General features: G+C 65.7%; 24 protein-coding genes and 2 pseudogenes. 10 read left to right on the top strand and 16 right to left on the bottom strand.

The features are described from left to right. Window positions 1–284: 284 nt before the first annotated feature. The 7 genes from NV1_RS21430 (at window position 285) to bfr (ending at window position 5331) form a co-directional block, all read left to right on the top strand. Window positions 285–842, top strand: coding sequence for a DUF3558 domain-containing protein (locus tag NV1_RS21430; RefSeq protein WP_084525602.1), 558 nt, complete (start codon window positions 285–287; stop codon window positions 840–842). A 115-nt stretch (window positions 843–957) separates the two neighbouring features. Further along, window positions 958–1395 carry a hypothetical protein gene (locus tag NV1_RS21425; protein ID WP_067894056.1) on the top strand — a complete coding sequence of 146 codons (438 nt, stop codon included), beginning with the start codon at window positions 958–960 and terminating at the stop codon, window positions 1393–1395. Window positions 1396–1401: 6 nt separating this feature from the next. Then, window positions 1402–2568, top strand: a complete 1167-nt coding sequence (locus NV1_RS21420) for a WXG100 family type VII secretion target (RefSeq protein ID WP_067894054.1) — start codon at window positions 1402–1404, stop codon at window positions 2566–2568. Window positions 2569–2638: 70 nt separating this feature from the next. Next, window positions 2639–3394, top strand: coding sequence for an ESX secretion-associated protein EspG (locus tag NV1_RS21415; RefSeq protein WP_067894051.1), 756 nt, complete (start codon window positions 2639–2641; stop codon window positions 3392–3394). A gap of 371 nt (window positions 3395–3765) precedes the next feature. Next, complete coding sequence (locus NV1_RS21410) at window positions 3766–4380, top strand: methyltransferase family protein (protein ID WP_067894047.1); 615 nt, start codon at window positions 3766–3768, stop codon at window positions 4378–4380. A gap of 126 nt (window positions 4381–4506) precedes the next feature. Beyond that, complete coding sequence (locus NV1_RS42315; protein WP_084525601.1) at window positions 4507–4707, top strand: (2Fe-2S)-binding protein; 201 nt, start codon at window positions 4507–4509, stop codon at window positions 4705–4707. Window positions 4708–4848: 141 nt separating this feature from the next. Then, complete coding sequence (bfr, locus tag NV1_RS21400) at window positions 4849–5331, top strand: bacterioferritin (protein WP_067894042.1); 483 nt, start codon at window positions 4849–4851, stop codon at window positions 5329–5331. A gap of 50 nt (window positions 5332–5381) precedes the next feature. Here bfr and NV1_RS21395 read toward each other — a convergent pair whose 3' ends face one another. After that, on the bottom strand, window positions 5382–7094 hold the full coding sequence (locus tag NV1_RS21395) for a DEAD/DEAH box helicase (RefSeq protein WP_067894039.1): 1713 nt from the start codon (window positions 7092–7094) through the stop codon (window positions 5382–5384). Between the two features lie 629 nt (window positions 7095–7723). Between NV1_RS21395 and NV1_RS21390 the strand changes: the two genes are divergently transcribed. After that, entirely contained in the window at window positions 7724–8839 is a 1116-nt protein-coding gene (locus NV1_RS21390) for a YihY/virulence factor BrkB family protein (RefSeq protein WP_084525642.1), read from the top strand. 64 nt (window positions 8840–8903) lie between these two features. On the opposite strand, the gene NV1_RS21385 is transcribed toward NV1_RS21390, so the two are convergent. The 3 genes from NV1_RS21385 to NV1_RS21375 all read right to left on the bottom strand — a co-directional run bounded on the left by NV1_RS21385 (window position 8904) and on the right by NV1_RS21375 (window position 11638). Further along, window positions 8904–9659 (bottom strand): hypothetical protein, encoded by a 756-nt coding sequence (locus NV1_RS21385; RefSeq protein ID WP_067894037.1) that lies wholly within the window; start codon window positions 9657–9659, stop codon window positions 8904–8906. 73 nt (window positions 9660–9732) lie between these two features. Then, complete coding sequence (locus tag NV1_RS21380; protein WP_084525641.1) at window positions 9733–10770, bottom strand: GlxA family transcriptional regulator; 1038 nt, start codon at window positions 10768–10770, stop codon at window positions 9733–9735. A gap of 130 nt (window positions 10771–10900) precedes the next feature. Next, complete coding sequence (locus NV1_RS21375; RefSeq protein ID WP_067894034.1) at window positions 10901–11638, bottom strand: VOC family protein; 738 nt, start codon at window positions 11636–11638, stop codon at window positions 10901–10903. A gap of 96 nt (window positions 11639–11734) precedes the next feature. On the opposite strand from NV1_RS21375, the gene NV1_RS21370 reads away from it, so the two are divergent. Further along, window positions 11735–13072: an MFS transporter gene (locus NV1_RS21370; RefSeq protein ID WP_169813376.1), complete on the top strand. Its 1338-nt coding sequence runs from the start codon at window positions 11735–11737 to the stop codon at window positions 13070–13072. Here NV1_RS21370 and NV1_RS21365 read toward each other — a convergent pair. Then, window positions 13054–13437, bottom strand: a complete 384-nt coding sequence (locus NV1_RS21365) for a DUF3099 domain-containing protein (RefSeq protein ID WP_157117242.1) — start codon at window positions 13435–13437, stop codon at window positions 13054–13056. The genes NV1_RS21370 and NV1_RS21365 overlap by 19 nt on opposite strands. Window positions 13438–13660: 223 nt before the next feature. Between NV1_RS21365 and NV1_RS21360 the strand changes: the two genes are divergently transcribed. Then, window positions 13661–13894, top strand: a complete 234-nt coding sequence (locus NV1_RS21360) for a DUF3039 domain-containing protein (RefSeq protein WP_067894613.1) — start codon at window positions 13661–13663, stop codon at window positions 13892–13894. Window positions 13895–13930: 36 nt separating this feature from the next. Here the strand turns inward: NV1_RS21360 and NV1_RS43715 are convergent, their stop codons facing one another. From NV1_RS43715 to NV1_RS21300, 11 genes and pseudogenes are all read right to left on the bottom strand, one after another. Next, window positions 13931–14587 (bottom strand): site-specific integrase, encoded by a 657-nt coding sequence (locus NV1_RS43715; RefSeq protein WP_157117208.1) that lies wholly within the window; start codon window positions 14585–14587, stop codon window positions 13931–13933. Between the two features lie 256 nt (window positions 14588–14843). Then, window positions 14844–15098: pseudogene (locus tag NV1_RS21345) on the bottom strand (hypothetical protein); the annotation flags it as partial. 52 nt (window positions 15099–15150) lie between these two features. Then, entirely contained in the window at window positions 15151–16317 is a 1167-nt protein-coding gene (locus tag NV1_RS21340) for an Mrp/NBP35 family ATP-binding protein (RefSeq protein ID WP_067894022.1), read from the bottom strand. A gap of 53 nt (window positions 16318–16370) precedes the next feature. Continuing rightward, complete coding sequence (locus NV1_RS21335; RefSeq protein WP_067894020.1) at window positions 16371–17774, bottom strand: FAD-dependent oxidoreductase; 1404 nt, start codon at window positions 17772–17774, stop codon at window positions 16371–16373. Then, entirely contained in the window at window positions 17771–18106 is a 336-nt protein-coding gene (fdxA, locus tag NV1_RS21330; protein WP_067894016.1) for a ferredoxin, read from the bottom strand. Before fdxA ends, NV1_RS21335 begins: the two co-directional genes overlap by 4 nt. After that, window positions 18103–18933, bottom strand: coding sequence for an ABC transporter ATP-binding protein (locus NV1_RS21325; RefSeq protein WP_067894013.1), 831 nt, complete (start codon window positions 18931–18933; stop codon window positions 18103–18105). The genes fdxA and NV1_RS21325 overlap by 4 nt, the downstream gene beginning before the upstream one ends. Further along, the gene (locus tag NV1_RS21320) at window positions 18930–19805 is read right to left on the bottom strand and encodes an ABC transporter permease (RefSeq protein WP_174557464.1); all 876 of its coding nucleotides are present in this window, start codon (window positions 19803–19805) and stop codon (window positions 18930–18932) included. The genes NV1_RS21325 and NV1_RS21320 overlap by 4 nt, the downstream gene beginning before the upstream one ends. Before the next feature lie 38 nt (window positions 19806–19843). Next, window positions 19844–21274 (bottom strand): ABC transporter substrate-binding protein, encoded by a 1431-nt coding sequence (locus NV1_RS21315; RefSeq protein WP_067894010.1) that lies wholly within the window; start codon window positions 21272–21274, stop codon window positions 19844–19846. 21 nt (window positions 21275–21295) lie between these two features. Next, window positions 21296–21523, bottom strand: coding sequence for a 4Fe-4S dicluster domain-containing protein (locus NV1_RS21310; protein ID WP_067894007.1), 228 nt, complete (start codon window positions 21521–21523; stop codon window positions 21296–21298). Beyond that, window positions 21523–24188: pseudogene (locus tag NV1_RS21305) on the bottom strand (fumarate reductase/succinate dehydrogenase flavoprotein subunit). The gene NV1_RS21310 and the pseudogene NV1_RS21305 overlap by 1 nt, the downstream one beginning before the upstream one ends. Before the next feature lie 19 nt (window positions 24189–24207). After that, entirely contained in the window at window positions 24208–25011 is an 804-nt protein-coding gene (locus NV1_RS21300; RefSeq protein WP_245713844.1) for a GntR family transcriptional regulator, read from the bottom strand. Window positions 25012–25255 lie beyond the last annotated feature (244 nt).

Genomic DNA, 25255 nt, shown 5'->3' with positions numbered 1-25255 from the left:
ATATGACCGCCGCCATCGAGGCTCCAGGGACGAGAACATGACCGAACCCTCAACCGTGAACGCCCCCGAGCAGTCCGATCTTCGGCTCGGATCACCCCGCGCGTCTCCGAATCGGACGTAGCCCAGTCCATCTCGAACAGGCCCGGTGTTGCCACAGGCCAATCAGCACAGCACCGATTGCCCGTGCCAGACTCCAACGGGTACGGTAAGCCGAAGTTCGCGAGGGGGCAGGGAGCCGGTCCGGCCCCGGGCAATGTCCATGCACCGGTGGCGAAAGGACCTTCATGATCAGGCGAGGCGTCATCTCGACTGTGCTGGCCACGGGGGCCGCGGTTCTCGTGCTCGCCGGATGCTCGCCGTCGGGCGGGTCCACGTCGAGCAGCAGCGCTGGCGCAACGACCCCGGTGCAGGTACCGACAGGGTTCGATCCTTGCAAGGATATCCCACAGAGCATTCTGGATTCGGAAGGGCAACAAAACAAGCAGCCGGACGACTTCCAAGCGGATGCGGGAAAGATCCTCTGGCGCGGTTGCATCTGGTCTGACCCGGATGGCTACGGCGCAAGGATCCAGATGACGAATATTACCCTCCAAAAGGTGCGCGACGAGCATTTCCCAGACACTCAGGAATTCACCATTGCCGGTCGGCACGCAATATCGAGCCGACAAGGCGACAACGCCGACCCTACTACTTGCACTGTAGACGTGGAGGTAAAAGGCGGCAGCCTCGAATTCAACCTCGACAACCCGGCATACGTACCTAAGACGGGCAAACAAGACACCTGTCAGCTCGCCCGGGCATTGGCGGAAAAAGTGGCACCCATCCTGCCGTCCACGCTATAGCAAGTACAGAATCACAGGGAGGGACAGAACTATGGCCGACGACGGAAACCAAGGGTCGCAGAGACCATTAACAAGCATTATCAATGATGCAAAATCCGGTAATTTGACTATCCGAATGGACCTCGACAAGTTTGTATACCTGGATCGCGATTGCACTTTTTTCAAGAATCAGATTCGAACAATTCAAGGTCTAGTACAGGAAATTTCGCATCAAGACCATTGGGGGCTCGGGGAGGATCACGCAGCAAAAGGGGATCTGGACTTAGTTTCGGCGAAGACGATGGTCGCGCGATGGAAGTCGAAGGCGAAGGGAGCCAAGGATAAAAACAGCGTATACGATATCTTGGGCTCTCACTACCAGACAATCGACGATTTCCAGACTCTGTTCCGCACGATCCGGGAACAGATGACTGCCCACGATCAAGAGCAGGCCGCAAAATACAAGCAACTCGAAGCCAACCTCCCGCAACAGGCTCCCGCACCGCAGCGTCTGTCGACTATTGTCCAAGCGCTCCCCGGCGCGATGCCCCAACTCTTCCAAAACCTGCGGTGAGTTGAGATGACAGGACAGAACGAGCCCACTCAGATCCCGAACGGCGGAGAGAACGTCTTCGCTTGGAGCCGCCAAGACATCCAGGACGCCTTCGAACATCTCGACACCTCGGATGCGCAGGCGCAGGCGTTGAAGTACGCCACCGCAGCCAGCGAGTGGGACCAGGGCCTCGAGACCTTCAAGCGCTCGGTGGGCGCCTCCATCTCCGAGGCGTGGGAGGGCGCGTCCGCGGAAGCGGCGAAGAAGGCTATTACCGAATACACCACCGACGCAGCGAATCTCACCGATCTGCTGTCCGGGATCGGTAAGGACATCAGTGCCGCGGCGAATGCCGTGGTCCAGACGAAGAACGGGATCAAGCCCGCGGCCCGGCACTCCTGGACGACGAATATTCCGTACTTCGGGCGAGCGCAGGCCGCGAGCGAGGAACACACTCGCACGCAGAACGAGGCCGATACGCGCGAGGCGATGTTGCAGCACTACGTCACCGAATTCCGCAAGACGGACAGTTCCGTCCCGGTGCTGCCGCCGAGTCTGAATCCGATCAAGCAGGACACGAACAACGGGCCGAACGTCAGCAGTGCGGGGCCCAACGCCTCGACGACGAATTCCGGGCCCACCAACACGAATTCGAACGACACGAACACGAAGGATTCCACCGATCCCTCGAATCAGTCGAACGATCAGAATCAGTCGACGAATCCGAGTAGCGATACCAGCAGCTCGCCCACGTCGAAGGACTCGAGCGACAAGAACGACTCGACCTCCACGACCCCGTCCGCTACCGACAGCACCGCTACGACACCCAGCAGCGTATCGCCCAGTTCCTACACCTCCAGCGGCACAGGCGGTTCCGGCGGTGACACGTCCGGAGGCGGAGTGGGGCGCAGCGTCCCCGGCACGAGCACTCCGAACGCGAATCAGGCCGTTGCCGCAGCGGCGAGTACTCGCACATCCACCTCGACATCCGGCCTGGGTGGTATGGGCGGGATGGGCGGCGGGGCAGGTCGCGGCAAGGGCGAACAGGACGAGGACCGCACCCACACCACGCCGGACTACCTGATCAACGCGGAGAATGCCGAGGAACTCATCGGCGACCTGCCCCGGACACTCCCGGGTGGAGTCATCGGCGGCGATTTCGACGACCGGGATTCGAAACCTCCGGCGCGATAGAGGTAGAACCTTATGGGCACAACAGGTTTCGTGTGGCGGCGGCGACACGGGGATGATCGAGAGAACGTGAATGACGCAATGGGCTTGGGAACCGGACGATTTCGCGGCGCTGTGGTTCAGCGACGCCAATGACAGAATTCCGGGCCTACTGCGGTTCACCAGCCGATTCGCCTATCGCGACGACTTCGAACTGCATCGCCCGGCCGTGCGCGGCCGGTACGACGCCGAGGAGCTCGAGCGGATCGATCTGGCGTTGCACACCGTGACGACCTCTGATATGCGGATCGAAATCCTCGGCAACACAACGAAATACCCGGGCAGCACCGGCGCGTCACGGACCTATCGGATCATCGGCGCACGCAACCTGCAGCACGCGACCGTGCTGTATCAGATCACCGAGGGTGAGGTCGACGGCCGGATCCGCGCACACTCGTGCCGACCCGACCAACTCGGCGCTCACCTGGTGGCCGCGATCCCGGCCCGGGAGCCGGGCAGCGCGGCACCGATCACAGTGCACCCCAACGCCATTCACGACGGCTACCAGTCCGCCACCGGCAGCACGCCCGCCGAACGCTACCGTCGGCTGCTCGCCCGTCCCGTCGACGGGAACGGCGCGGCCGCACTGCTCGAGGGCCCGATCCACGCGCTTCCCGATCCGGTGCACGAGGTCATGTGGTGCGATTTCGACGACGGCCGGTACCTCCAGGTCCGCGGTGAGCACATCACCATCCGTCCCGCCGTTGCCAAGGATCTGTCCGCACGCTTCAATGCTTGGCTGGAGAACGCCGTCAAACGTAAGCGCGAGGAGCAATTCGAGCGCTGGTAGGACCTCGCGCCGCCGATCATCCACACCGCCCACCGCCCCTGCCCGACACCAACCGCTTCGTTCGGTACGGGTTTCCGGAGGGGCCGCCGCACTGACATCTTGCTGCGCGCCGACCGGCCCATCCACCGCGCCGCCGATAACGCCTGAACCAATTCGTTTGCTGCCCAAGGATTTTCGCAAGGCGGAACGTCCCCTGCTGCGCTACGACGAGCCCACACACCTAGCCGCCCTGCCGTCGCGTCCACCGGACACCACCGCCGAATGCGTTGTGTATCCGACTCTGGTTCATTCACCGATATCCACCCGCGGGTGGAGCGAGATCGGCTGACGGGTGGTGTTCCGGCACCGCCTCGCACGCGCATGCTCGATGCATGACAATTGTGGATGCGCTGGCCACGGCGGCCGGTTGGAGTATCGATGTCGTCGGGCTGGTCTGGCTGGGGACCGCGGTGTGGTTCGCCGCGGTGCGACCGACCGGAGTGCGCGGCAAGATCTGGCATTTCGCGCGGACCTTGCTACCGGAGCCGTGGATGATCGCCGGAATCGTCGCCCTGAGTGTCGTGATTCACCTTCTGCCCCGTGGCCTCTGGGATCCGATCACCTGGAAGGTCGCGGTTCTGCAGAGTATCGGTGCGATCCTGATCATCGCCGCGGCGGTGCTGATGGTCTGGGCGCGGCTGGCCCTGGGCACGATGTGGGCGGGACGCCCGATGATCCAGCAGGACCATCAGCTGCGCACGGGCGGGCCCTACCAACTGGTGCGGCATCCGATCTACACAGGGCTGCTCGCGCTCATGATCGGCCTGACCCTGCTGGCCGGATTCGGCTCGTCGATCGTGCTGCTCGCTTTCGTCACCGTCTGGTTGCTGCGCCGGGTGCAGGTGGAGGACCGCATGCTGATCGATACGTTCGGCGACGATTACCGCAGCTACCGGCGTCGAGTCCCGGCGCTGGTGCCGTTTGCCGGACCCCTGATCCGGGTCTGAACGCGATCCGATCGATGCGAGACGGTTCTCCAGCGCGAGAATCCGTGCTATACATAAGGCGAGGCTAACCTCCACAGGAGAGGCTAACCTCGCCGAGAACCGCCCTACCGCACCGCGAGGCCGACCGTGTACATCTGTCTTTGTAACGCCGTGTCAGAGTCCGACGTGCACAGTTGCGTCGCGGCGGGTGCTTGTTCCACCAAGCAGGTCAAGAGCGCCTGCGGTTGGAAGCCCGGCTGCGGCAGCTGCACACGACGCCTCAGTGAGGTCTTCGGCCAGGCCATGGCCGCCTCGGCGAATGCCTCCTCCGACACCTCGGCGGCCTGATTCCGCAGATCCGCGGCCGGCCGGAAGCTGAAAATTCGCTCAGGTGAGCCTTGCCACAATGAGGTGTGGCTGACCTTTGTTCTGCTACAATACGAGCCCCGGTGATCAGGGTCATATCTCACATGTGTCACTATCGCTTTCATGGAAGGCGACAAGGATATTATCGCGCTGCTCAACGAGCAGCTCACCGCCGAATTGACGGCGATCAACCAGTACTTCCTGCACGCCAAGATGCAGGAGAACTGGGGTTTCACCAAGCTCGCCAAGCACACTCGATACGAGTCCATCGACGAGATGAAGCATGCGGAGATCCTCACCGACCGCATCCTGTTTCTCGAGGGGCTCCCGAACTATCAGAAGCTCAATGTCCTGCGGATCGGACAGTCGGTCCCCGAACAGCTGGAGGCCGACCTCGCCGTCGAGATGGAAGCGGTGAACCGGCTGCGTCCGGGCATCGAGCTGATGCGTTCGCGCGGTGATGTGACCTCCGCCCGGATCTTCGAGCAGATCCTCGAGGACGAGGAAGAGCACGTCGACTACCTCGAGACCGAACTCGAGCTGCTGGCGAAACTCGGTGAGCCGCTGTACCTTCAGCGCTTCACCGACACCCCCGAAAGCGACTGAGTCCGCTCGCGCCCCGTCCGGTCGCGCGACCGGACGGGGCGCTTCGGGGGTTACATCCGCCGCAATGCGGAGATGCGCTCCGACAGCTGATCGACCGTGGCCAGCGCCGTCGGCGGCCCACCGCACTCCCGGCGCAGCTCGCCGTGAATCACACCGTGCGGTTTACCGGTGCGGTGGTGATGCATGGCGACCAGACTGTTTAGTTCACGGCGCAACTCCCCCAGCTTGTCCGCGGTCGCGACCCGTTCCGATGCCATCGAGGCGCTCGGGCCGTCCTCGGTGACCGTGGCCGTCGAACTGCGCTCCTGAATCTGGCGGGTCTGCCGATCACGAAGCAGCGCGCGCATCTGCTCGGCATCGAGCAGCCCCGGAATGCCCAGGTAGTCGGCTTCCTCGTCGCTGCCGGAGAAAGTCGCCGTGCCGAACGAATCACCGTCGTAGATCACCTGATCCAGTTCGGCATCCGCGGCCAGCGCGACGAACTTCTTCTCCTCCTCGCCCGGCTCGTCCTGCTGCTTGTTGGCCTCGATCAGCAGCTCGTCGTCCAGCGCGTTCTTCTCGCGATGCGGTTTGCCGATGACGTGATCGCGCTGCACCTCGAGCTGCGCGGCCAAATCCAGCAGCACCGGCACCGACGGCAGGAAGACGCTCGCGGTCTCCCCGGGACGCCGGGCACGCACGAAACGGCCGATCGCCTGCGCGAAATACAGCGGCGTGGAAGCGCTGGTCGCGTAGACGCCGACCGCCAGACGCGGGACGTCGACGCCCTCGGACACCATGCGCACCGCCACCATCCATGGATCGGTACTGCGGGCGAACGCATCGATCCGATCCGAGGACCCCGGATCATCGGACAACACCACCGCGGGTTTGCTGCCCGAAATATGTTCCAGCAGATCGGCGTAATCGCGCGCCTTCTCCTGATCGGTGGCGATCACCAGGCCACCCGCGTCGGCCATACCCGTGGCTCGCAGCTGCCGCAGCCGGGTGTCGGCGGCGATCAACACCTTCGACATCCAGTCGCCGGCCGGATCGAGTGCGGTGCGCCACGACCGCGCGGTCTGCTCGGCGCTCAGTGGCTCGCCCAGGCGCGCGGAATACTCCTCGCCCGCGCTGTCGCGCCAGTGCGCCTCGCCCGAATAGGCCAGGAACACCACGGGCCGCACCACGCCGTCGGCCAGCGCCTCGGCGTATCCGTAGCTGTGATCGGCGCGCGAACGCGGGAATCCGGCCTCGTCGGGCTCGTAGGTGACGAACGGGATCTGGCTGTCGTCGCTGCGGAACGGAGTACCGGTCAGCGCCAGACGGCGCGTCGCGTCGCCGAACGCCTCGGCCGTCGCCTCACCCCAGCTCTTGGCATCGCCCGCGTGGTGGATCTCGTCGAGAATTACCAGGGTGCGGCGATTTTCGGTGCGCACGCGATGTTTGAACGGGTGCGAGGCCACCTGCGCGTAGGTGACGACCACGCCGTGGTAATCACCGGAGGTGCCACCGGCGGAGTTGGAGAAGTTCGAATCCAGCGCCAGCCCGGCACGCGCCGCCGACGCCGCCCACTGATGCTTGAGATGTTCGGTAGGTGCGACCACCGTCACCTGATCCACGGTGCGATCGGCGAGCAGTTCCGACGCCACTCGCAACGCGAACGTCGTCTTACCTGCTCCCGGCGTCGCGACCGCGAGAAAATCACGTGGCTTGGTCGTCAAATACCTGGTCAGAGCCCTGCGCTGCCACGCACGTAAAGAACCGCCACCACCCGAAGTCACTCAACGAAGAGTACCCACCCCCACCGACAACCTCCCAATCCGACACCGTGCCGTGTTCGATTGCCTCCGCTCCGGCGGGGCCGCGGCCCCCGAAGGGCCGATCTCCGCTCCGAGGCTGCCGCTCGGGAGCGGGTGTCGTCGGAGGTGGGCGAGGCGGTGACGGCCCAGGGCGGTTCAACCGATTGCCCACTCCGTCAGGCGGACTCGCACCGAGGCGCGGCCTCGGACTCGACGTTGTCCGGGGGTGGCGGGCTGCGACCGCCGATACTGCTCAACTCCGAACCCCGTCCCATCGGCCGGACTCGGGACACGGTCTCGCAGTGGTGTTTTGGGGTGCGCGGAATCACGCGACCCGGTGGTTCCAGCTTCGGTCGCCGACATGTGCACGCCTGTCGGCTGTCGCTGGGTGAGTTCTGTGCACATGGGTATTTCCGAGCGGTAATGGCCTGTGACTCTTCCCACGGGTCGCGTATCGATGTTGCTGGACTCGGTGTGTGGCGGCGCTCGGATGGGGCCTGGTCCGGCGGGCAAAGATTCGGCCATCGAATAGGTGTGGAGCGCGACACCTGCGGGTTGGTCGAGTGGTGGGCGCGCAATTCGGACGGCGGTAGGCGATGCTGTTAGGCAAGATGAAAGATCAGAGGGTGCCGCGGGCGGACGGGGATCGGCCGAAGTGGGTCGATTCGGCCGCGCGTGCGGTCGGGCGGTGGCTGATTCTGGTCATCGGGAGTGTGGTGCATGGGTTGCTGCGCAGCTGGGCGTTGGTGGCCCGGGTGGTCGTCAAGGCGTGGAACGATTCGATATTCACCAAATCCGCGGCGGCGTCCTTCTGGCAAATGTTGTCGCTGGCCCCGCTGCTGCTGGGACTGCTGGGCAGTCTCGGCTACGTCGGCGGGTGGTTCGGGCCCGATACGGTGCACATCGTCGAGAGCAAGATCATCACGTTCAGCCGTGACCTGTTCAGCACCACCGTGGTCGACGACCTGATCCAGCCCACCGTGCGCGATGTGCTGCAGCGCGGGCGTGGCGCCGTCGTGTCGATCGGATTCGTGATGTCGCTGTGGGCCGGATCCTCGGCGATGGCGACGTTCGTGGACGCCATCGTGGAGGCGCACAATCAGCAGGACGCCCGGAATCCGGTGTGGCAGCGCATTTTCGCGCTGCTGCTGTACGTGGGATTCCTGATCGTGTCGGTGTTCGTCCTGCCGCTGGTGGCCCTCGGCCCGACGCTGATCGGGCGGGTGCTGCCGGAGGCGTGGCGCGAACCCGGACTGCGACTACTCGACTCGTTCTACTATCCGGGCACCGGGCTGCTGATCATCATCGGGCTGACCACGCTGTACAAATTCGCGCTGCACCGGTCGCTGCCGTGGCATCGGCTCTTCGGGGGTGCGCTGGTCGCGGGCGCGTTCTTCATGGCCGCCAGCGTCATCCTGCGCCGCTATCTGACCTGGGTGACCCGCGCCGGTGTCAGCTACGGGGCGTTGTCCACCCCGATCGCGTTCCTGCTGTTCACCTACTTCCTCGCGTTCGCGGTGATCATCGGGGCCGAATTCAACGCGACCGTGCAGGAGTTCTGGCCCGCCCGTACGACCCGCTTCGACGTCATCCGGCGCTGGCTCTCGTTCCGGCTGCGCCGCTCCCTGGACCCGACCGCCGAAAAGCCCGCGAAAGACTCGACGACCGACTCGGAACGCGGACCGCAACGCCCTTCCGGGACAAGTCCGCTACGGATCTCCCCGTAGCGACACGGCCGAATTATCCGGCACCACAGCCGAATCGGATCGCGCCTGATCGGACCGCGCGGGATCAGTCGCCGTCGCCGACGGGCAAGTTCGGAAACGCCCGTGCCAGTGCCGCATCGGCGATGATCTGGGTCAGCAGATCCTTGAGCGGGCATTCGGGCAGGATCGAGGCCGTACCGGCGAACGGTTCGGCAACATCGAGGCCGTCCGCCGCCAATTCGGCTATCACCCAAGGCATTCCGGTTCCGTCGGCGGAATAGCCGAGCGCCTCGCGCAGGGCGGCGATGGTGGACAGCATCAGATCGGCGCGGGCGGCGACCGCCGCGCTCATCCGCTCCTCCAACTCCGCGCGACGATCCTCCAGCACACCGAGTTCGATGCCCGACGCGACCTCCTGCGCTGCACTGATGCGCACGAGCCCGCCCTCGAGCAGCTCGAACCCTTCGTCCAGAACCAGTGTGCCGACGGCGATCTCCTTCTTCGCCAGGCCCGGCATATCGCGCATGAATCCGTCCAGGGCATCCATCGCCGCGATCATCCTGGTCCGGATGTCCACTCGGCGCTGATGCTCCCGTTCGGCCGCGTCGCGTTCGGCCAGCGCGTGCTCGAGCGCGCGCTCGAGCTGCAACGCCAGCGATAGCGAATCCGGCGCGATCGCGCCCCGCAGCAGCTCCCGGCCCTCCGGCGGGGTGGCGATATCGAGGAAATGGCCGACGCTCTCGCGCAGGGACTGCAACTCCTCGCGGCAGAGTCCTGGTTGACGGAACACCTGCAGATATTGTTCGAGGGTCACCGATAGATCGATTTCGTCGTCGCTCACGACCTCACCTCGCCCGTGCTCGGCTCCGTCCTGCGTCGAGCGTACTGTGCCGATAGCTCGCTCGCAGGCTAGCTCACGACTTCGAGATTGCCACAGGCGGCGACGTCATGGCGGGAACCTGTGCGATCTCACTTGTCGGGCGCGTCTCGGATCGCTGTACCGCACGAAACGTCCTGCGATAGGCCAGCGGCGGTACGCCCAGTTCGGTGCGCATGTGATGCCGCAGCGAGGAGGCGGTGCCCATCCCGGCGGCGCGGGCCACCTCATCGATCGGCAGGTCGGTGGTCTCGAGCAGGTGCCGCGCGTGCCGCAGTCGCTGCTGCAACAGCCACGCGCCGGGCGCCTGGCCGGTTTCGGCCTTGAAACGCCGGGTGAAGGTGCGCACACTCATCCGCGCGTGCGCGGCCGAGGTGGCCAGGTCCAGATCGCGATCGAGGTGTCGCAGCATCCAGGCCCGGGTGGGCGCGGTGCCGTCGGAGCCGTCGTCGGGAACGTGCCGGTCGATGAACTGCGACTGGCCGCCCTCGCGCCACGGCGGCACCACGCAGTAGCGCGCGGCGCGATTGGCGATCTCGCTACCGTGATCGGTGCGCAGCAGATGCAGGCACAGATCCAGCCCGGCAGCCAAACCCGCTGCGGTGCAGACATTTCCGTCCTCGACGAAGAGCAGGTTCTCATCCAGACGCACTCGTGGGAACAGTCGACGGAAGTCCTCGGCGTGGGCCCAGTGCGTGGTCGCGCGGCGGCCGTCCAGCAGGCCGGCGGCCCCGAGGACGAACGCGCCGGTGCAGATCGACACGATGCGCGCGTCGGCCCGGATCGTCCCCAGCGCCTCGGCCACCTCGCCCGGCAGTGTGCCGTGCAGGCGGGCCTGCGGTAGCCGGGTCCCCGGGACGATCACGGTATCCGCGCTGGCAAGCAACTCCGGTCCGGCTTGCGGAACGATCGTGTACCCCGCCGTGGACACCACACCGGCGCGATCCAGGCCGCACACCTGCACGTCGTAGAGCGGGGAACCATCCGGCCCGTCCACCGACCGGAACACGGTCGGTGGAATCGTCATGTCGAAGCCAACCACCGGCGCGAGCGCCAGCACGGCCACGGTGTGCACCGGACTCACCGATACCACCTCTTGCGCGTATCCGGCCCCATCGGTCGATCGGCGAAGTCGGCGGACCGGGCGAGCTCTGCCGCACTTGTGCACCTGATCGCAAGTGCCGCAACCAGTTCCATGCTCGGCATCACCGCTTCACCCGCCCGGTGTACGGGTCACGATCGGTGAGGCAGTAGATCCCGCCCGCGGGATCGCGCATGACCGTCCACCAAGCACCCTCGCCGAGGCGTCGCGCGCCGAGATCCTGATGCCAGGCCGCGACGTCATCGATGTCCGAGCAGGCCAGATCGAGATGCGCCGACGGGGCGCGGTCCCGCATCAGGCGCTGCAGGAGGATGCGGACCGGCAGGTGATCGGGCACCTCCAGGCGGGTGTACTCGGGCTCGGAGGTCGGCGACAGGCCCCAACCGGTCAGCGCCGACCAGAAGCGGACCTCATCGTCGAAGCCGCTCGGGCCGATGTCCAGGCAGACCTGGTCCAGGCGACTGATCGAGCCGCCCGCCGAAGGAACGGGCGGCGGAATCCGCCGACCGTTCTCGGTGGTCAGGCAGAACGCCAGCCCTTGCGGTGAACCCATCAGCGCCCAGTCGCCGTGATCTGTGACGACGTTCGCCCCGAGCGTCTCGGCTCGGCGGACGGCGGAGACCAGATCGTCGACGTCGAGGTCCAGATGCGCGCCGCCGGAATCCCCGACCGCCTGCATCCGCAGGCATGAATCCCCCTGGGCGGCAACGAGAGTGGCGAATTCGGCATTCGCACCACGACGTTCGGACAGGCGGGTGCCCGTCGCGGCCGTCCAGAACGCCGCGGCCTCGTCGAAGCGATCGGCCGGGCGATCGATGAACGCCCAATTCCATCGGATCACGGCATCCTCCTGAGTTTGGCCAGATATTGACGGATTGTGGCATTCAGGCCACTCGTCCCGCAACCGCATCTCCGGCACGCTCGTCGAGTGACCGAACTGCAGGACCCCACATCGGAATTCGGCCCTCGCGGCGATACCCCGGACGTCGAGTCGCGCGGTACCGCGCGACCGTCGCGGCTCGCGCGGCTGCCGGTTCATCCGGCCTGGCTCGTGGCCGCCGCGGGATTCGTGGCGTTGATCGGGGCGGCCGGATTCCGGTCCGTGCCCAGTGTGCTGATGGATCCGCTACATCGGGAATTCGGCTGGTCGCACGGGACGATCGGCGCGGCGGTATCGCTGAATGTGTTGCTGTACGGGGTGATTTCACCGTTCGCGGCGGCACTGATGGATCGTTTCGGCATCCGGCGGGTGGTCGCGTGCGCGCTGGTCCTGGTGGCGGCGGGCAGTGGGCTCACGGTGTTCATGACCCGGCCGTGGCAGCTGTTGGCGACCTGGGGGTTGCTGGTCGGGGTGGGTGTGGGTTCGATGTCGATGCCGTTCGTGGCCACGATCACCGGACGCTGGTTCGTCCGGCACCGCGGGCTGGTCACCGGTGTGCTCACAGCGGCCGGGGCCACCGGACAGCTGGTATTCCTGCCACTGATCTCCGCGCTGGCGCAGGCGTACGGGTGGCGTACGCCCGCGCTTGTGGTCTCGGGCGCGGCGGTGGCCGTGGTGCCACTGGTCCTGCTGCTGATCCGCGATTTTCCCAGCGATATCGGCGCCGCCGCCTATGGTGCCGAACCGGGCAGCCGCGCCGGAGTGCGCACGGTCCTGCGCGGCGGGGCGGCGCGTGCGGTGACCGTGTTGTCCCGGGTCGCGCGCACACCCCAATTCTGGTTGCTGGCAGGCGGTTTCGCGGTCTGCGGCGCGTCCACCAATGGCCTGGTCGGCACCTATTTCGTCAGTGCCGCGCACGACCACGGCATGCCGCCGACCACCGCGGCCGGGCTGCTGGCCACGGTCGGCATCTTCGATGTGGCCGGGACCATCGCGTCGGGGTGGCTCACCGATCGCATCGAATCCCGGTATCTGCTGATGACCTATTACGGGCTGCGCGGACTGTCGCTGGCGATCCTGCCCTCGCTGCTCGCGCCGGAGACCGAGCCGAGTATGTGGGTGTTCATCGTTTTCTACGGACTGGACTGGATCGCGACGGTGCCACCCACAGTTGCCTTGTGCCGCAGATATTTCGGAGACGACGGGCCGGTCGCCTTCGGCTGGGTGTTCGCCTCCCACCAGATCGGCGCGGCCTTGGCCGCCACCGGCGCGGGCATCATCCGCGACCTGCGCGGCAGCTACGACCTGGCCTGGTACATCGCGGGGGCGCTGTGCGCGATCGCGATGCTGATGTCCGGATTCATCGGCGGCCGTGCTCAGCCGTCGATCGAATGATGGTGGCCCGACTCGAGGGCCTTGTGTTCGGCGCGGCGGCCGTCCCAGCGGCTCGGCTCGTCCTTGCGGCGGGGCGGCCGGTCGTTGGCCACGAGCACCGCGATCCACGGCAGCGGTATGGAGACGCCGATGATGGCCAGCGAGATGAGCGCGTTGTGCCACAGCCCGTACGCGCCGGCGGCCAGGAGCAGGCACGGAATGCGGAAACCCATCAGCAGCATGTACCGGCGCACCCGGTCGCGGTGTTGCTGTTCCAGCGACGGCGCGGCCTCGGTGATCAGGACCGGGGCATCCGGTCTGGGTCCGCGGAAGAATCCGCCCGAACCGCGCGGCGGCGCGGACGAGGCGGCCCCGGCCTGTGGCATCTGCACTTCGGGGTCGGAATTCCGTCGCGCGTCATCGCCCGCTTCGCCCATGTGCCCCGCCTCGTCACGGGCCTCACCGCCACCGTCCGGCCGTCCGTGGACTTCGGCATCGGGGGTTTCGCCGTCACGCTGCATGCCTCGAGTCTTCCACTCCTCGAGATCGGATGCACACGCGGTGACCGCCGAGCCGCGGTCCCACCGCAGGATGCGGCATCATGGAGGGGTGAGCACCGATACCCTCGTTCGCCCGGATACGACCACCGACGAGTCGACCGACAGCGACACCCCCAAGTACTTCCACTACGTGAAGAAGGACAAGATCGCCGAGAGCGCCGTCATGGGCACTCACGTGGTGGCTCTGTGCGGCGAGGTGTTCCCGGTCACCCGATCGGCCAAGCCCGGCTCCCCGGTCTGCCCGGACTGCAAACGCGTCTACGAGATGATGAAGAAGGACTAGCCGTTTCGGCTGGTCAGGCGGTTGCGAACTGCTGAACTAGGCCGCAAAGTGCCATTTTGGTGCCACTTTGAACGGATTCAGCAGTTCCATGGCTTCCGCGTTGTCTACCGCCACCATGCGACGGATGCCCTGGTGGATGTAGTGGCGCTGCGCCATCGACTTCTTGCCGTCCAGGTGTCCTGGCTGAGCGCTGGCACGGTCGTCGTCACCGGTGATCGTGGCAATATGCGTCGCCACCGTGTCTCGCAGGTCGGACAGTCGAAACGTGTCGAATGCAGTCCCGGACCGCATTGTGTAGACAGCCATGCGGGCATTGGACACGCTCACCCACGAGCCTGCACTGCTGCGCGGCCCCTGGAGGATCGGCAAATCATCCGAGGCGGGGCACACCCGCGCTTTTTCGACGTTCAGCTCAGCCGTCAACCAATCGGGCAGCACCACCCGATACTCGTTTCCACTCTTACGCTGAGGGTTTCGATACGGGCCGGTCGCGGACTTGCATCTGACAGTGGCACAGATATGGAGCACCGACCGAGTAATACCGTCGAGTTCTTCTTCGGTGATGTCACACCATCGCACCGCCAGCCCTTCACCTGGTCGCATTCCAGTACCGAGCAGCAACAGGTACAGCATGCGCAGGTAACGACTCTCGCCACGCTCGTCGTTCAGCCACGTGTCCAGACGTTGAAGCACGCCCCGCTGCTCCTCAGGGCTCAGTGGCCGAGGCTTTGCACCGTCACTGGTGGGCCGAGGTACATACGGCATCGGATTGTCGCGAGCTTCGAGCCCCTTACCCAATACTGCGATTTCAAATGCTGAACAGAGCTGACGATGTTGGTGATAGGCAGTACTGGGCTGTGGCGCTACCCGAGGACGAATCGAGGCAACTCGTTCTCAAGATCGCAGAGGAGTTCGTTCGTGATCGCTGACCTGTATCCCGGACACTCACTCAGCCGCGAGGGACAGCCACAGTCGTTGATGTCGAATTCGAGTGCGCCTCAGCCCGATGGTGCGGCCCCTGCCGGGGATGATTATCGAGCCACCGATGAGTGGCGAGTTCGACGCGGTCCTCGACGAGGAACCAGAACAGCGCATAACCCCACCCTGCCGCGGCCCAACCCCAGCCGAGTGGGGTCATGAGCAGACCGAACACGGCGATGAGAGTGGCGATCACCTGGGTACCGACGACGGCGCCGAGCAGGAGTCTGTTCAGCACCAACCGGCCCGGCCCCCAGCATTATCGGACACTCGCGATGTCACTTCACCGACTGTTTGCCTGGGCCGACAGGTGTTATGGGAAGTCGAATTCGGGCGAGGTCGCTGCGCCTGTCGTCGAGTGCTGCGGCGATAGCGTGGAAAGCCTTGGTGGTGGCCGATTCGGGGGCTCCAAGGACTATGGGGGTGCTTTGGTCGCCTGTGGCGCAGACGGCGGGATCGAAGGGGATCTGGCCCAGCAGCGGGCAGTGCACGCCGAGCAGCCGGGTGAGCTGTCGGCTGACGTGTGCGCCGCCGCCTTGTCCGAACAAGGTTTGGCGAGAGCCGTCGGGGGCGTCGTACCAGGACATGTTCTCCACGATGCCGACAACGCGCTGCTCGGTTTTGGCGGCGATCGCTCCGGCGCGTTCCGCGATGCGGGCGGCGGTGTGCTGTGGTGTGGTGACCAGGAGCAATTCTGCGGTGGGTAGTAGCTGTGCGAGCGAGATCGCGATGTCGCCGGTGCCGGGTGGGAGGTCGACGAGCAGGATGTCGAGGTCTCCCCAGTAGACGTCGGTCAGGAATTGTTGCAGCGCGCGGTGCAGCATCGGACCGCGCCAGACGATGGGTTCGTTGCCGTCCACGAACATGCCGACCGAGATGATCTTTATCCCGGCGACGCTGGGCGGCATCATCATTCGATCCACCTGAGTCGGCCCTGCGGCGCAGCCGAGCATCGCCGGGATCGAATGACCGTGGATGTCCGCGTCGAGGATGCCGACCCGGAGATTTCGTTGTGTCAGCGCGGCAGCCAGATTCACTGTCGTGCTGGACTTTCCGACGCCGCCTTTGCCCGAAGCCACGCAATAGACTCGGGTGCGCGAGCCGGGCCGGGCGAACGGGATATCGAGTCGATCGTCGCCACCACGAATCTGCTTACGCAGCGCGGCGCGCTGTTCGTCGGTCATGACACCGAAATTGACTGCTACCGATTCGACAGGCGGGACACCGAGGACCGCAGCCCGGACGTCGCGTTCGATCCTCTCCCGTAGCGGGCACGCCGATACGGTGAGCAGAATTTCGACGGTGACCCGGTTCTCGGTGTCGATCTCGATGCCGGCGACCATGTTCAGTTCGGTGATCGGGCGGTGGATTTCCGGGTCCTCGACACCGTTGAGCGCTGTTCGGATCAGATGCGTTGTTACCGCAGGGGTGGATGTGATCGGCATGGCCGGGCCACCTTTCGTAGCTGTCTGCTTGGACGGGCTTCGGCTGATCGCTCTCAGCGCAGGCTGGCGCGCAGCATGTCCGCCCGCTCGACCACCTTCACGCGCTCGCGGCCCTCGGGTGTGCCGAGTGCACGCTCGTGGGCGTCCAGGCGGTACCAGCCCTGCCAGGTGGTGAACGGAATTCGCTTGCCCCGCAGGAACTCCACGACCGCGGCGGGTTCCGGATCCCGGGCCGGAGTGAAGGCTGGGCTGTCCTCGAGTAGGCAGGCGACGGTTTCGTTGGCGTCGCCTTTGGTGTGGCCGATCAGTCCGACCGGGCCGCGCTTGATCCATCCGGTCACGTAGGTGGCGGGCAGGTAGCGCGCGCAGTCGTCGGCGCCGGGGTCTGCGAGAATTCGGCCGGCTTCATTGGGGATGACACCGGTGTGCTCGTCGAAGGGCAGTTCGGCGATGGTGCCGGGTAGGTAGCCGACCGCGCGGTAGACGGCCTGGATCGGCCAATCCCGGTATATTCCGGTGCCGTTGACGTTGCCGGTGCCGTCGAGCCGGGTGCGCTCGGTGCGTAGGCCGACGACCTTCCCGCCCTCGCCGAGGATTTCGTGCGGCGACTCGAAGAAGTGCAGGAACAACTTGTGTGGCCGGTTACCGGGATCGCGGATCGCCCACTGCTCCAGGGTATTCGCGACCATGTCGGCCATCTTCGACTGGCGCCGTATGTTTTCCGAGGTTTCGTCGTAGTCGATGTCCTCGGGATCGACGATGACCTCTATGGTCGGCGAATGGTCCAGCTCGCGCAGCTCCAAGGGCGTGAACTTCGCCTGCGCGGGCCCCCGGCGCCCGAAAACGTGCACCTCGACAGCCTTGTTCTGCCGCAAGCCTTCGTACACGTTGGGTGGTATCTCGGTCGGCAACAACTCCTCGCTGGTCTTGGCCAATACGCGAGCCACGTCCAACGCGACGTTGCCCACACCCAGCACGGCGACCTGCTGCGCGTGTAGCGGCCAGGTGCGCGACACGTCCGGATGCCCGTCGTACCAGGACACGAAATCCGCCGCACCGTATGACCCGTCCAGGCCGATGCCGGGGATATCCATGGCGCGGTCGGCATTGGCGCCGGTCGCGAAGATCACCGCATCGTAGAACGTCCGTAGGTCATCGAGGGTGACGTCTGTGCCGTACTCGATGTTGCCCAGCAACCGCACCTGTGGTTTGTCGAGCACCTTGTGCAGGGCGGTGATGATGCCCTTGATCCGCGGATGGTCCGGCGCCACGCCGTAGCGGATCAGCCCGAACGGGGCCGGCATGCGCTCGAACAGGTCGATGCTCACGGTGGCATCGGTGGGAGCAGAGTCGGTGCAGCGCCCCGGTAGTGCTTTCATCAATGCGTCGGCTGCGTAGATCCCGGCTGGTCCGGCTCCGATAATCGCCACGCGCAGAGGGCGTTCCGGTGAGCTCATGACGAATATTCCGTGACGAACGGGGTATCCGCGCCTACGTCACCGAGTTTCGCTGCGCCGCCGGGCTCCCCGAGCGGTTCGGTGCGCCCGGGTAGGCTTTCGTCGAAGAACCGGGCGTTCTCGGTGACGAATTGCTGCTGACCGGCCGGGATGTCGGTGTCGAGGTAGATGGCCTCGACCGGGCAGACCGGTTCACATGCGCCGCAGTCCACACATTCGGCGGGCTGGATGTAGGCCATGCGGCCGCCGGTGTAGATGCAGTCCACTGGGCATTCCTCGACGCAGGCCCGGTCCATCACATCGACGCAGGCGGCTCCGATGACGAAGGTCATAACTCTCCTCGGATATGTGAATTCGCCGCGGCGTCGAGCGCGGAGGTTCCGTCGAGCTCGGTGGTCTCGCCGAGCGCGGCCAGGATTTCGTAGCGTCTGCGCGCGAATTCGGGTTCGAAGCGCGCGCCGGGCGCGCGGGGATTGTCGATGCTGATCACGCGCTGGATCCGGGCCGGGCGTGGGGTCAGCAATACGATGCGGTCGGCGAGCAGCAATGCTTCGTCGACATCGTGGGTGACGAACAAGACGGTGGTCTTGTGCTGCTGCCACATCGAGATCAGCAGTGTTTGCATATCGGTGCGAGTCTGCGCGTCCAATGCGCCGAACGGTTCGTCCATCAGCAGTACCCGCGGGTGTGCGGCCAGGGTGCGGGCGAGCTGAACACGCTGGCGCATGCCGCCGGACAGCTTGCCGGGCAGTTGCTCGCCGAAGTCCGCGAGGCCCACCTGGTTCAATAGTTCCGTTGCCTCGCCACGCCGTTGACCCTGCGGTACGCCGCGCAGCTTCAGGGCGAATTCGACATTCTTGCGGGCCGTGCGCCATGGCAGCAGCGCGTCCTCCTGGAACACCATCGCGCACCGCTCGCCGTTCGCACCGAGAGTGCTGCCGTCGAGTGACACGGTGCCGGCCACCGGTGTGAGCAGTCCTGCCATGGCACGCAGGATCGTGGACTTGCCGCACCCCGAGGGGCCCAGCAGCACGATAATCTCCCCCGGTTCGACGTCGAGATCGATTTCGGCGGCCAGCGTCTCGTTGTAGGCGATCCGCAGGCCGCGCATCCGCACGCTCGCTCCGGTGCCCGTCACGGCCCTCACCCGGGCGGTCATCGGGCGGCCCTCGGCAGCCAGCGATTGATCCGCCGCCCGGCCATTTCGACCAGCCAGGATGTCGCCCACCCGAGGACACCGATCGTCAGCATGCCGACCATCACGCTCGGGTAGTCCAGCAGCCCGTAGGACTGCCAGGTGAAGTATCCGATGCCGAACTGTCCGGAGATCATTTCGGCGCTGATCACACAGATCCACGCGACGCCCATGGCTACCGACAGCCCGGAGAAGATACCGGGTAGCGCTCCGGGCAAGGCGATGTGCAGCAGGATCTGCCACCGTCGCGCGCCCAGCGTGTGTGCGGCCTCCTCCCAGACCTTGGGCAACGCGTGCATGGCGTGGATGGTGCTGACCACCACCGGGAAGAACGCGGCGAAGCAGGTGATGAAGACGATCCCCTGCTCGCCGGTCGGGAACAGCAGAATCGCCAAGGGCACCAGCGCGATCGCCGGTATCGGCCGGAATACCTCGAGCACTGGCCGAACCAGTCCGCTCACCACTGCTGAACGTCCGATCGCCATACCGGCGACCACCCCGGTCACGGTGGCAAGGCCGAAGCCGATCAGGATCCGGCGGGTGCTGGACAGGATGTTGGTGTAGTAGTCGCTGGTGCCCAACTGTGTGCGCAGGGATCGGAAAACATCGCTGGGCGTGGGGATCTTGTCGAAGCGCAGCCAGAACACCACATGGTTGACCGTCAACAGGTACCACAGCAGTACCAGCGCCACGAGCGGCATCGTGGTGAGCGCTGCCGTGCGCAGCCGCCCGCGCAGCGGTATCCGGACTGTCCACCGGGACTGCCGGGCTGCAACCTGCACCTCGGCTGGTGGTGTTGTCGTGACTGGGGAAATCGGTTCCGCGGATATCGTCATCTCGAGCCTCCTGATGTCGATCTGTGGTGCATGAGCCATCAGCGCGCCCGCAGCGCGCCCTGGTAGTCGATGACGGCGCTGCCCGGGTGAGTGCCGGTGTAGGCCTGCGCGTCGGACTTGACCGCGAACGGTTCGAGCCGCTCGTCGGGGCCCGCTGCCGGATCGCTCACCCAGGTGGCGGTCGCGGCGAAGATCCGGGTGCCGCTGGCCGCGTCGGGAACGTACGCCGCGCGAACCTCGCCGCCCTGCTGAGTGATCTGTCGCAGCAGACAGGTCGGCGTCTTGGCCACCGAGGTGGTGTCCTGGCCTTTGAACCACACCTCGGACGCGGTGGCCGGATTATCCACAGCGCCGCCGCAGACCGGGTCGGTACCGGTCAGCGGGCTCGGTGCACTGGTATCGGCACGGCGGGTGTCGTAGGCCGGACCGTAGAGCGCTCGCACGTACTTGTCGTCGACGAACTGCCCCAGATCGAGGTCTCCGGCAGCGCCGAGCGACTTCAGGAAGGGCAGCAACTTACCGAGTGCGTCGATCTCGGCCTGCTTGATGGTCGGATCGAAACCGACCAATCCGTTGGGGCCGTTGTAGAGGTACACGAGTTCTGGTGGCAGCCCGGTGATTTCGGCGACCCGCCGTGCCGCGGCCAGGGGGTGCTGGTTGAGGTAGTCGGTGGTGTCGCGCTGCGCGGCCAGGAAGGCGTTGACGATGTCGGGGTTCTTCTCATCGAAACGTTTGGTGGCCACCACAGCGTGGAAGGTCGGAATGCCCGCGCTGCCACCGTCGTACAGCAGCCGCGCCTTGCCCGCGAATACCAGCTTCTGCGGCCACGGCACGAACTGCGCCAGCGCCTGCACCTGGTCGCCCTCGAGCGCCGAGGCGCCCACCGCCGGATCCTGGCCGAGCAGTTTCACATCGTTCAGCGACAGCCCGGCGGCGGACAGCCCGGTGGCGAGCATGCCGTGCGCGGCGGAGCCGACACTGGTCGAAACCACCTTGCCTCGCAGATCAGCCAACGTGGTGGCGGGCGAATCGACCGGAACCACAACTTGATTCAGTGATCCACGCATGTTGTATCCGGCGACCGAGATCAGCTCGGACTCGACGTCGGGGTGCTTCCGGGTCTTGGACCCGTTCACCAGCAGCGGGGCATCGCCCATCGATCCGATGTCCACCTGACCGGCCAGCATCTGCGCGGTCAAAGGCGGGCCCGCGGCGAAATCTTTCCAGTTGACCCGGTACCGCACACCTTTCGCCTTGCCGAGTGCGGCCAGCTTCGCTTCGAACGTGCCGCGGTCGCGCAACAGCGTTCCCACTGTCACGGTGTTGATGGTCTTGGACTGGTAGCCCACGTTGACGGTGATCGTGTGGCCGTCATCAGCGGAACCACAGGCCGCGACGAACGTCGCGGCCGCAGCGACGGCGAGCAGTACGGCTGTGATTCGACGGGTGCTGGTGCGCGTTGTCGACATGGTGTTGTCCTCCGTCCGCGCTCAGCGCAGCAGATACGGGATATCGACGGTCACGGCACCCACGGGGCAGCGCGCGGCGCACGGGCCGCAATACCAGCACTCGTCGACGTGCATGTACGCCTTGCCACTGTCCGGGTGAATCGCGAGCGAATCCAGCGGGCACATGTCGACACACAGGGTGCAGCCGTCGATACATTTGGTTTCATCGACGCTGACCGGCACGTCGATTCGGGTGTTGACCTGGGCCATCAGATTTCCTTTCGAGAATTGGCGATGCCGATGCGGGCGAAGGCGCGGACATCGGCGTCCGGGTCCTCGAGGGCTGTTCGGAGGGCGGCGGTGACCTCGGGGTGTTCGGCGATCCGCTCGGCGAGTGCGCGCACGGCCGCCTTGCGGACATCGAGGTTGTCATCGGTGACAGCCGAGATCAGGTGCAGCGCAGCAGTTTCCGGATCGGCGGCTGAGAGCGCGATCGCCGCGCCCTGGCGCACCTGCCAGGCGGGATCGGTGATCGCCGCGCCGGCCACGGCGGCCGCCTCCGCGCTGCAACCGGTCTGCACGAGTCCGGTCAGCGCGGCCGCGGCGACCAGTGGATCCGAATCGGCGGCAAGCGCGATCAGCGTCGCCGTGCCTCGGGGATCACCCACCGCTGCAATGCCTTTGGCAACCGCGATGCGGACCAACGGCGTGGGGTCGGCTGCGGCCGTCTCGAGTTCGGTAAGCCCGTCCACGGAGGTCAGTCCGCTCACCACCACGCGACGCACCTCGACGTTCGGGTCGGCCAGCCAGCCGGCCAGTTCCCCGGCGTCGACGCGCCGATGCCGCCACAGCGCACCGATCGCCGCGCTGCGTACCGCGGGTTCCGGCGCGGTGACCGAACGTCGCAGTGCCGCATCGAATTCCGGGCCCGGAACCAGCACTTCCAGCAGTTCGGTGAGCAGGCCGATGGCGGCGTGCCGCACCGACACATCGGAGTCGGCCAGCGCATCGGCGATCAACGGCGAGACCTGCGGCCACTGTTCGGTGGTCTCGCTCAGCACCGACAGTGCGGTACGGCGAACCTCGGGGGTCGAGTCGGTGAGGAAGGGGTGTAGCTCCTCCAGCTCGGGACATTCCTCGGCCAGGCTCATCAGCTCTAGCAGTCGAGTGCTCATCGCGCACTCCAAGCGCCCGCCAGTTCCGGCGCCGCGACGTCGGGAACGCCGTCGGGCCGCACGAATCCGGGCACCGGCACGATATACGGGGCTACCGGCCTGGTGGTGAAGCTCATCTCGCCCGATTCACCACGGAACAGGTTGAGGTGGCAGAACCATTCGGCATCGTTGCTCTGCGGCCAGTCGGCGCGCTGATGGTAGAGACCCCACCGGCTTTCGGTGCGGCGTAGCGACGCCCGCGCCGCCATCTCCGCGCAGTCCCGGATGAAGGTCACTTCCGCGCATCGCATGAGTTCGTGCGGGGTGTGCCCGCCCATCTGCGCGATATCGGTGTGCATGCGTTCGAACGCCTCGAGCCCCAATGTCAGATAGCGCTGGGCCTTCGGCGGTTGCAGGTAGTCGTTCACGAAGCGGCGCAGCTTGTATTCGACCTGCTGCTGCGGCGGCCCGTCCGGATTGCGCAGTGGCCGGTAGATCAAGGCGTGCGCGGCCTCGATCTGATCCTCGGGCAACGCGGGTCGTGCAGCGCCCGCAGCGTATTCGCTGGCGCTCTCGCCCGCGATATCGCCGTAGACGAAGGCGCCGATCATGTAATTGTGCGGCACCAGCGCCATGTCGCCGGCCGCGTACAGGCCGGGCACCGTGGTCGCCGCATACTCGTCCACCCATACCCCGGACGCGGAATGCCCACTGCACAAACCGATCTCGGAAATGTGCATCTCGATATCGCGGGCGCGATAGTCGGTGCCGCGCCCGGCATGGAAGGTGCCGCGGGTGGGTCGCTCGGTGGTGTGTAGGATCCCTTCGATCTGGGTGATCGTGGCATCCGGCAGATGGCTCAGCTTCAGATAGATCGGCCCGCGCGCACTGTCGAGTTCCCGCTTGACCTCCGCCATCATCTGCCCGGACCAGTAATCGCAATCGACGAACCGGTTGCCTTCGGCGTTGACCTGATAGCCGCCGAACGGATTCGCGACATAGGCGCAGGCCGGACCGTTGTAATCCTTGATCAGCGGATTGATCTGGAAACATTCGATACCCGACAGTTCCGCGCCCGCGTGATAGGCCATCGCGTAGCCGTCACCGGCATTGGTCGGGTTCTCATAGGTGCCATACAGGTATCCGCTGGCGGGCAGGCCGAGGCGCCCGCACGAACCGGTGGCCAGAATCACCGCGCCCGCCGAGATTGTGACGAATTCGCCTGTGCGAGTATCGAATCCGACTGCACCCACCGCACGACCCGCCACGGTGAGCACCCGGACCGGCATCACCCGGTTGCTGATCGTTACTTTGGCGCGAACGTCGCGAGCGCGCAGGGTGCGGTAGAGGACCTTCTTCACATCGCGGCCCTCCGGCATGGGCAGTACATAGCTGCCCGACCGGTGCACCTTGCGCACGGCGTACTCGCCGTGCTCGTCCTTTTCGAATTTGACCCCGTAGCTCTCCAGCCGCTGCACCATCTCGAAACCACGGGTCGCGGTCCGATACACGGTGCGCTGGTTGACAATGCCGTCATTGGCCACGGTGATGTCCGCGACGTAGTCCTCCGGGCTCGCCTTGCCGGGCACCACCGCGTTGTTCACCCCGTCCATACCCATCGCCAACGCGCCCGAATGCCGCACATGCGCCTTCTCCAGCAGCAGCACACTCGCGCCCTGCTTGGCCGCGGTGAGAGCGGCCATCGTGCCGGCGGTGCCGCCGCCGACGACCAGCACGTCACAACTCAGCTCGCGGCGCTGCGCGACCGGTGGGATATCCAGCGACATCACAGATCAGCTCCTAATCGTTCGGTGGAGTCACACCGCGGTTCGGTGTGACCGGGATACGGTGCAGACGTCCCGACAGCGAAAACCGGTCACCGCGGTAGCGGACGTATTCGAGATCGATCGGTCTGCCGGAGTCGGTGTAGGTGAGCCGCTCCAGGAACAGCAGCGGCGACCCGGAGGGCACCTCGAGCAGGCCAGCGACTGTCGGATCGGCCGCGACGGCTTCGATCGACACTGCGGCCGAACCCAGCGGCAGCCCGAGTTCGGCCTCCAGCAAACCGAAAACGTCGCAACCGGTCAGGTCCAGCCCGAGCAGCGGAGCTCCGACATCGGCGGTCAGGTAGCTCGCATCGAGCGATAGCGGTGCGCCGTCGAGGTAACGGATCCGCTCGAGCACCACCACCGGTGCCCCCGGTTCGAGCTCCAAGCGCTCGGCCACGATCGGTGTCGCGGGAACCACCTCGGCGAGAAGCACCCGGTTGACGACCCGAGCGCTACCCGTCTCGAAGGTCTCCGCAAGACCACGCAACCGGTCCAAACCCTGCACAGCCTTCTCGGCCACGACGAAGGTGCCCGCACCAGGAACCCGATCGACCAGGCCCTCGTCACGCAACAACGCGAGGGCATCACGCACAATATTGCGGCTGACACCGAAGTCGGCCGCCAGCTGCGGTTCCGAGGGCAACGGCCGGTCACCATAGACGCCGCTGCGGATCCGTGCCCGCAGAATGTCGCGGATCCGGCGCGCAGGCGCCGAACGGCGACCCACGCCGGATTCCGGGGCGCCGACCCGGGGCGGATACATTCTGCCTGTCATGCGGCAAAGAGTGGAAACCGATCGTTACGTACGATGTTTCCTGCAATTACCGATCGGTTACGCCAGTTGCAAACCCAACAAAAAGTCATCTACCTGCGAAAATATCGCTTCTGCTCCGAGTATCACCACTTGCGTGGGGTATGCGATTCGATGCCGGCCGCACGGTCGAGCAATAAGGAGAGTGAGATGAAAGCGATCGTGGTGACGGATCCGGCCGCAGGGACGGCGGCCCTCGACCTTGGAT

Origin of the sequence: Nocardia vaccinii NBRC 15922 (genome assembly GCF_001613305.1) — a bacterium.
Classification (GTDB): Bacteria; Actinomycetota; Actinomycetes; order Mycobacteriales; family Mycobacteriaceae; genus Nocardia; species Nocardia vaccinii.
Note: the sequence above shows the minus strand (reverse complement) of the source record. Positions and strands in the feature narration are given on the sequence as shown.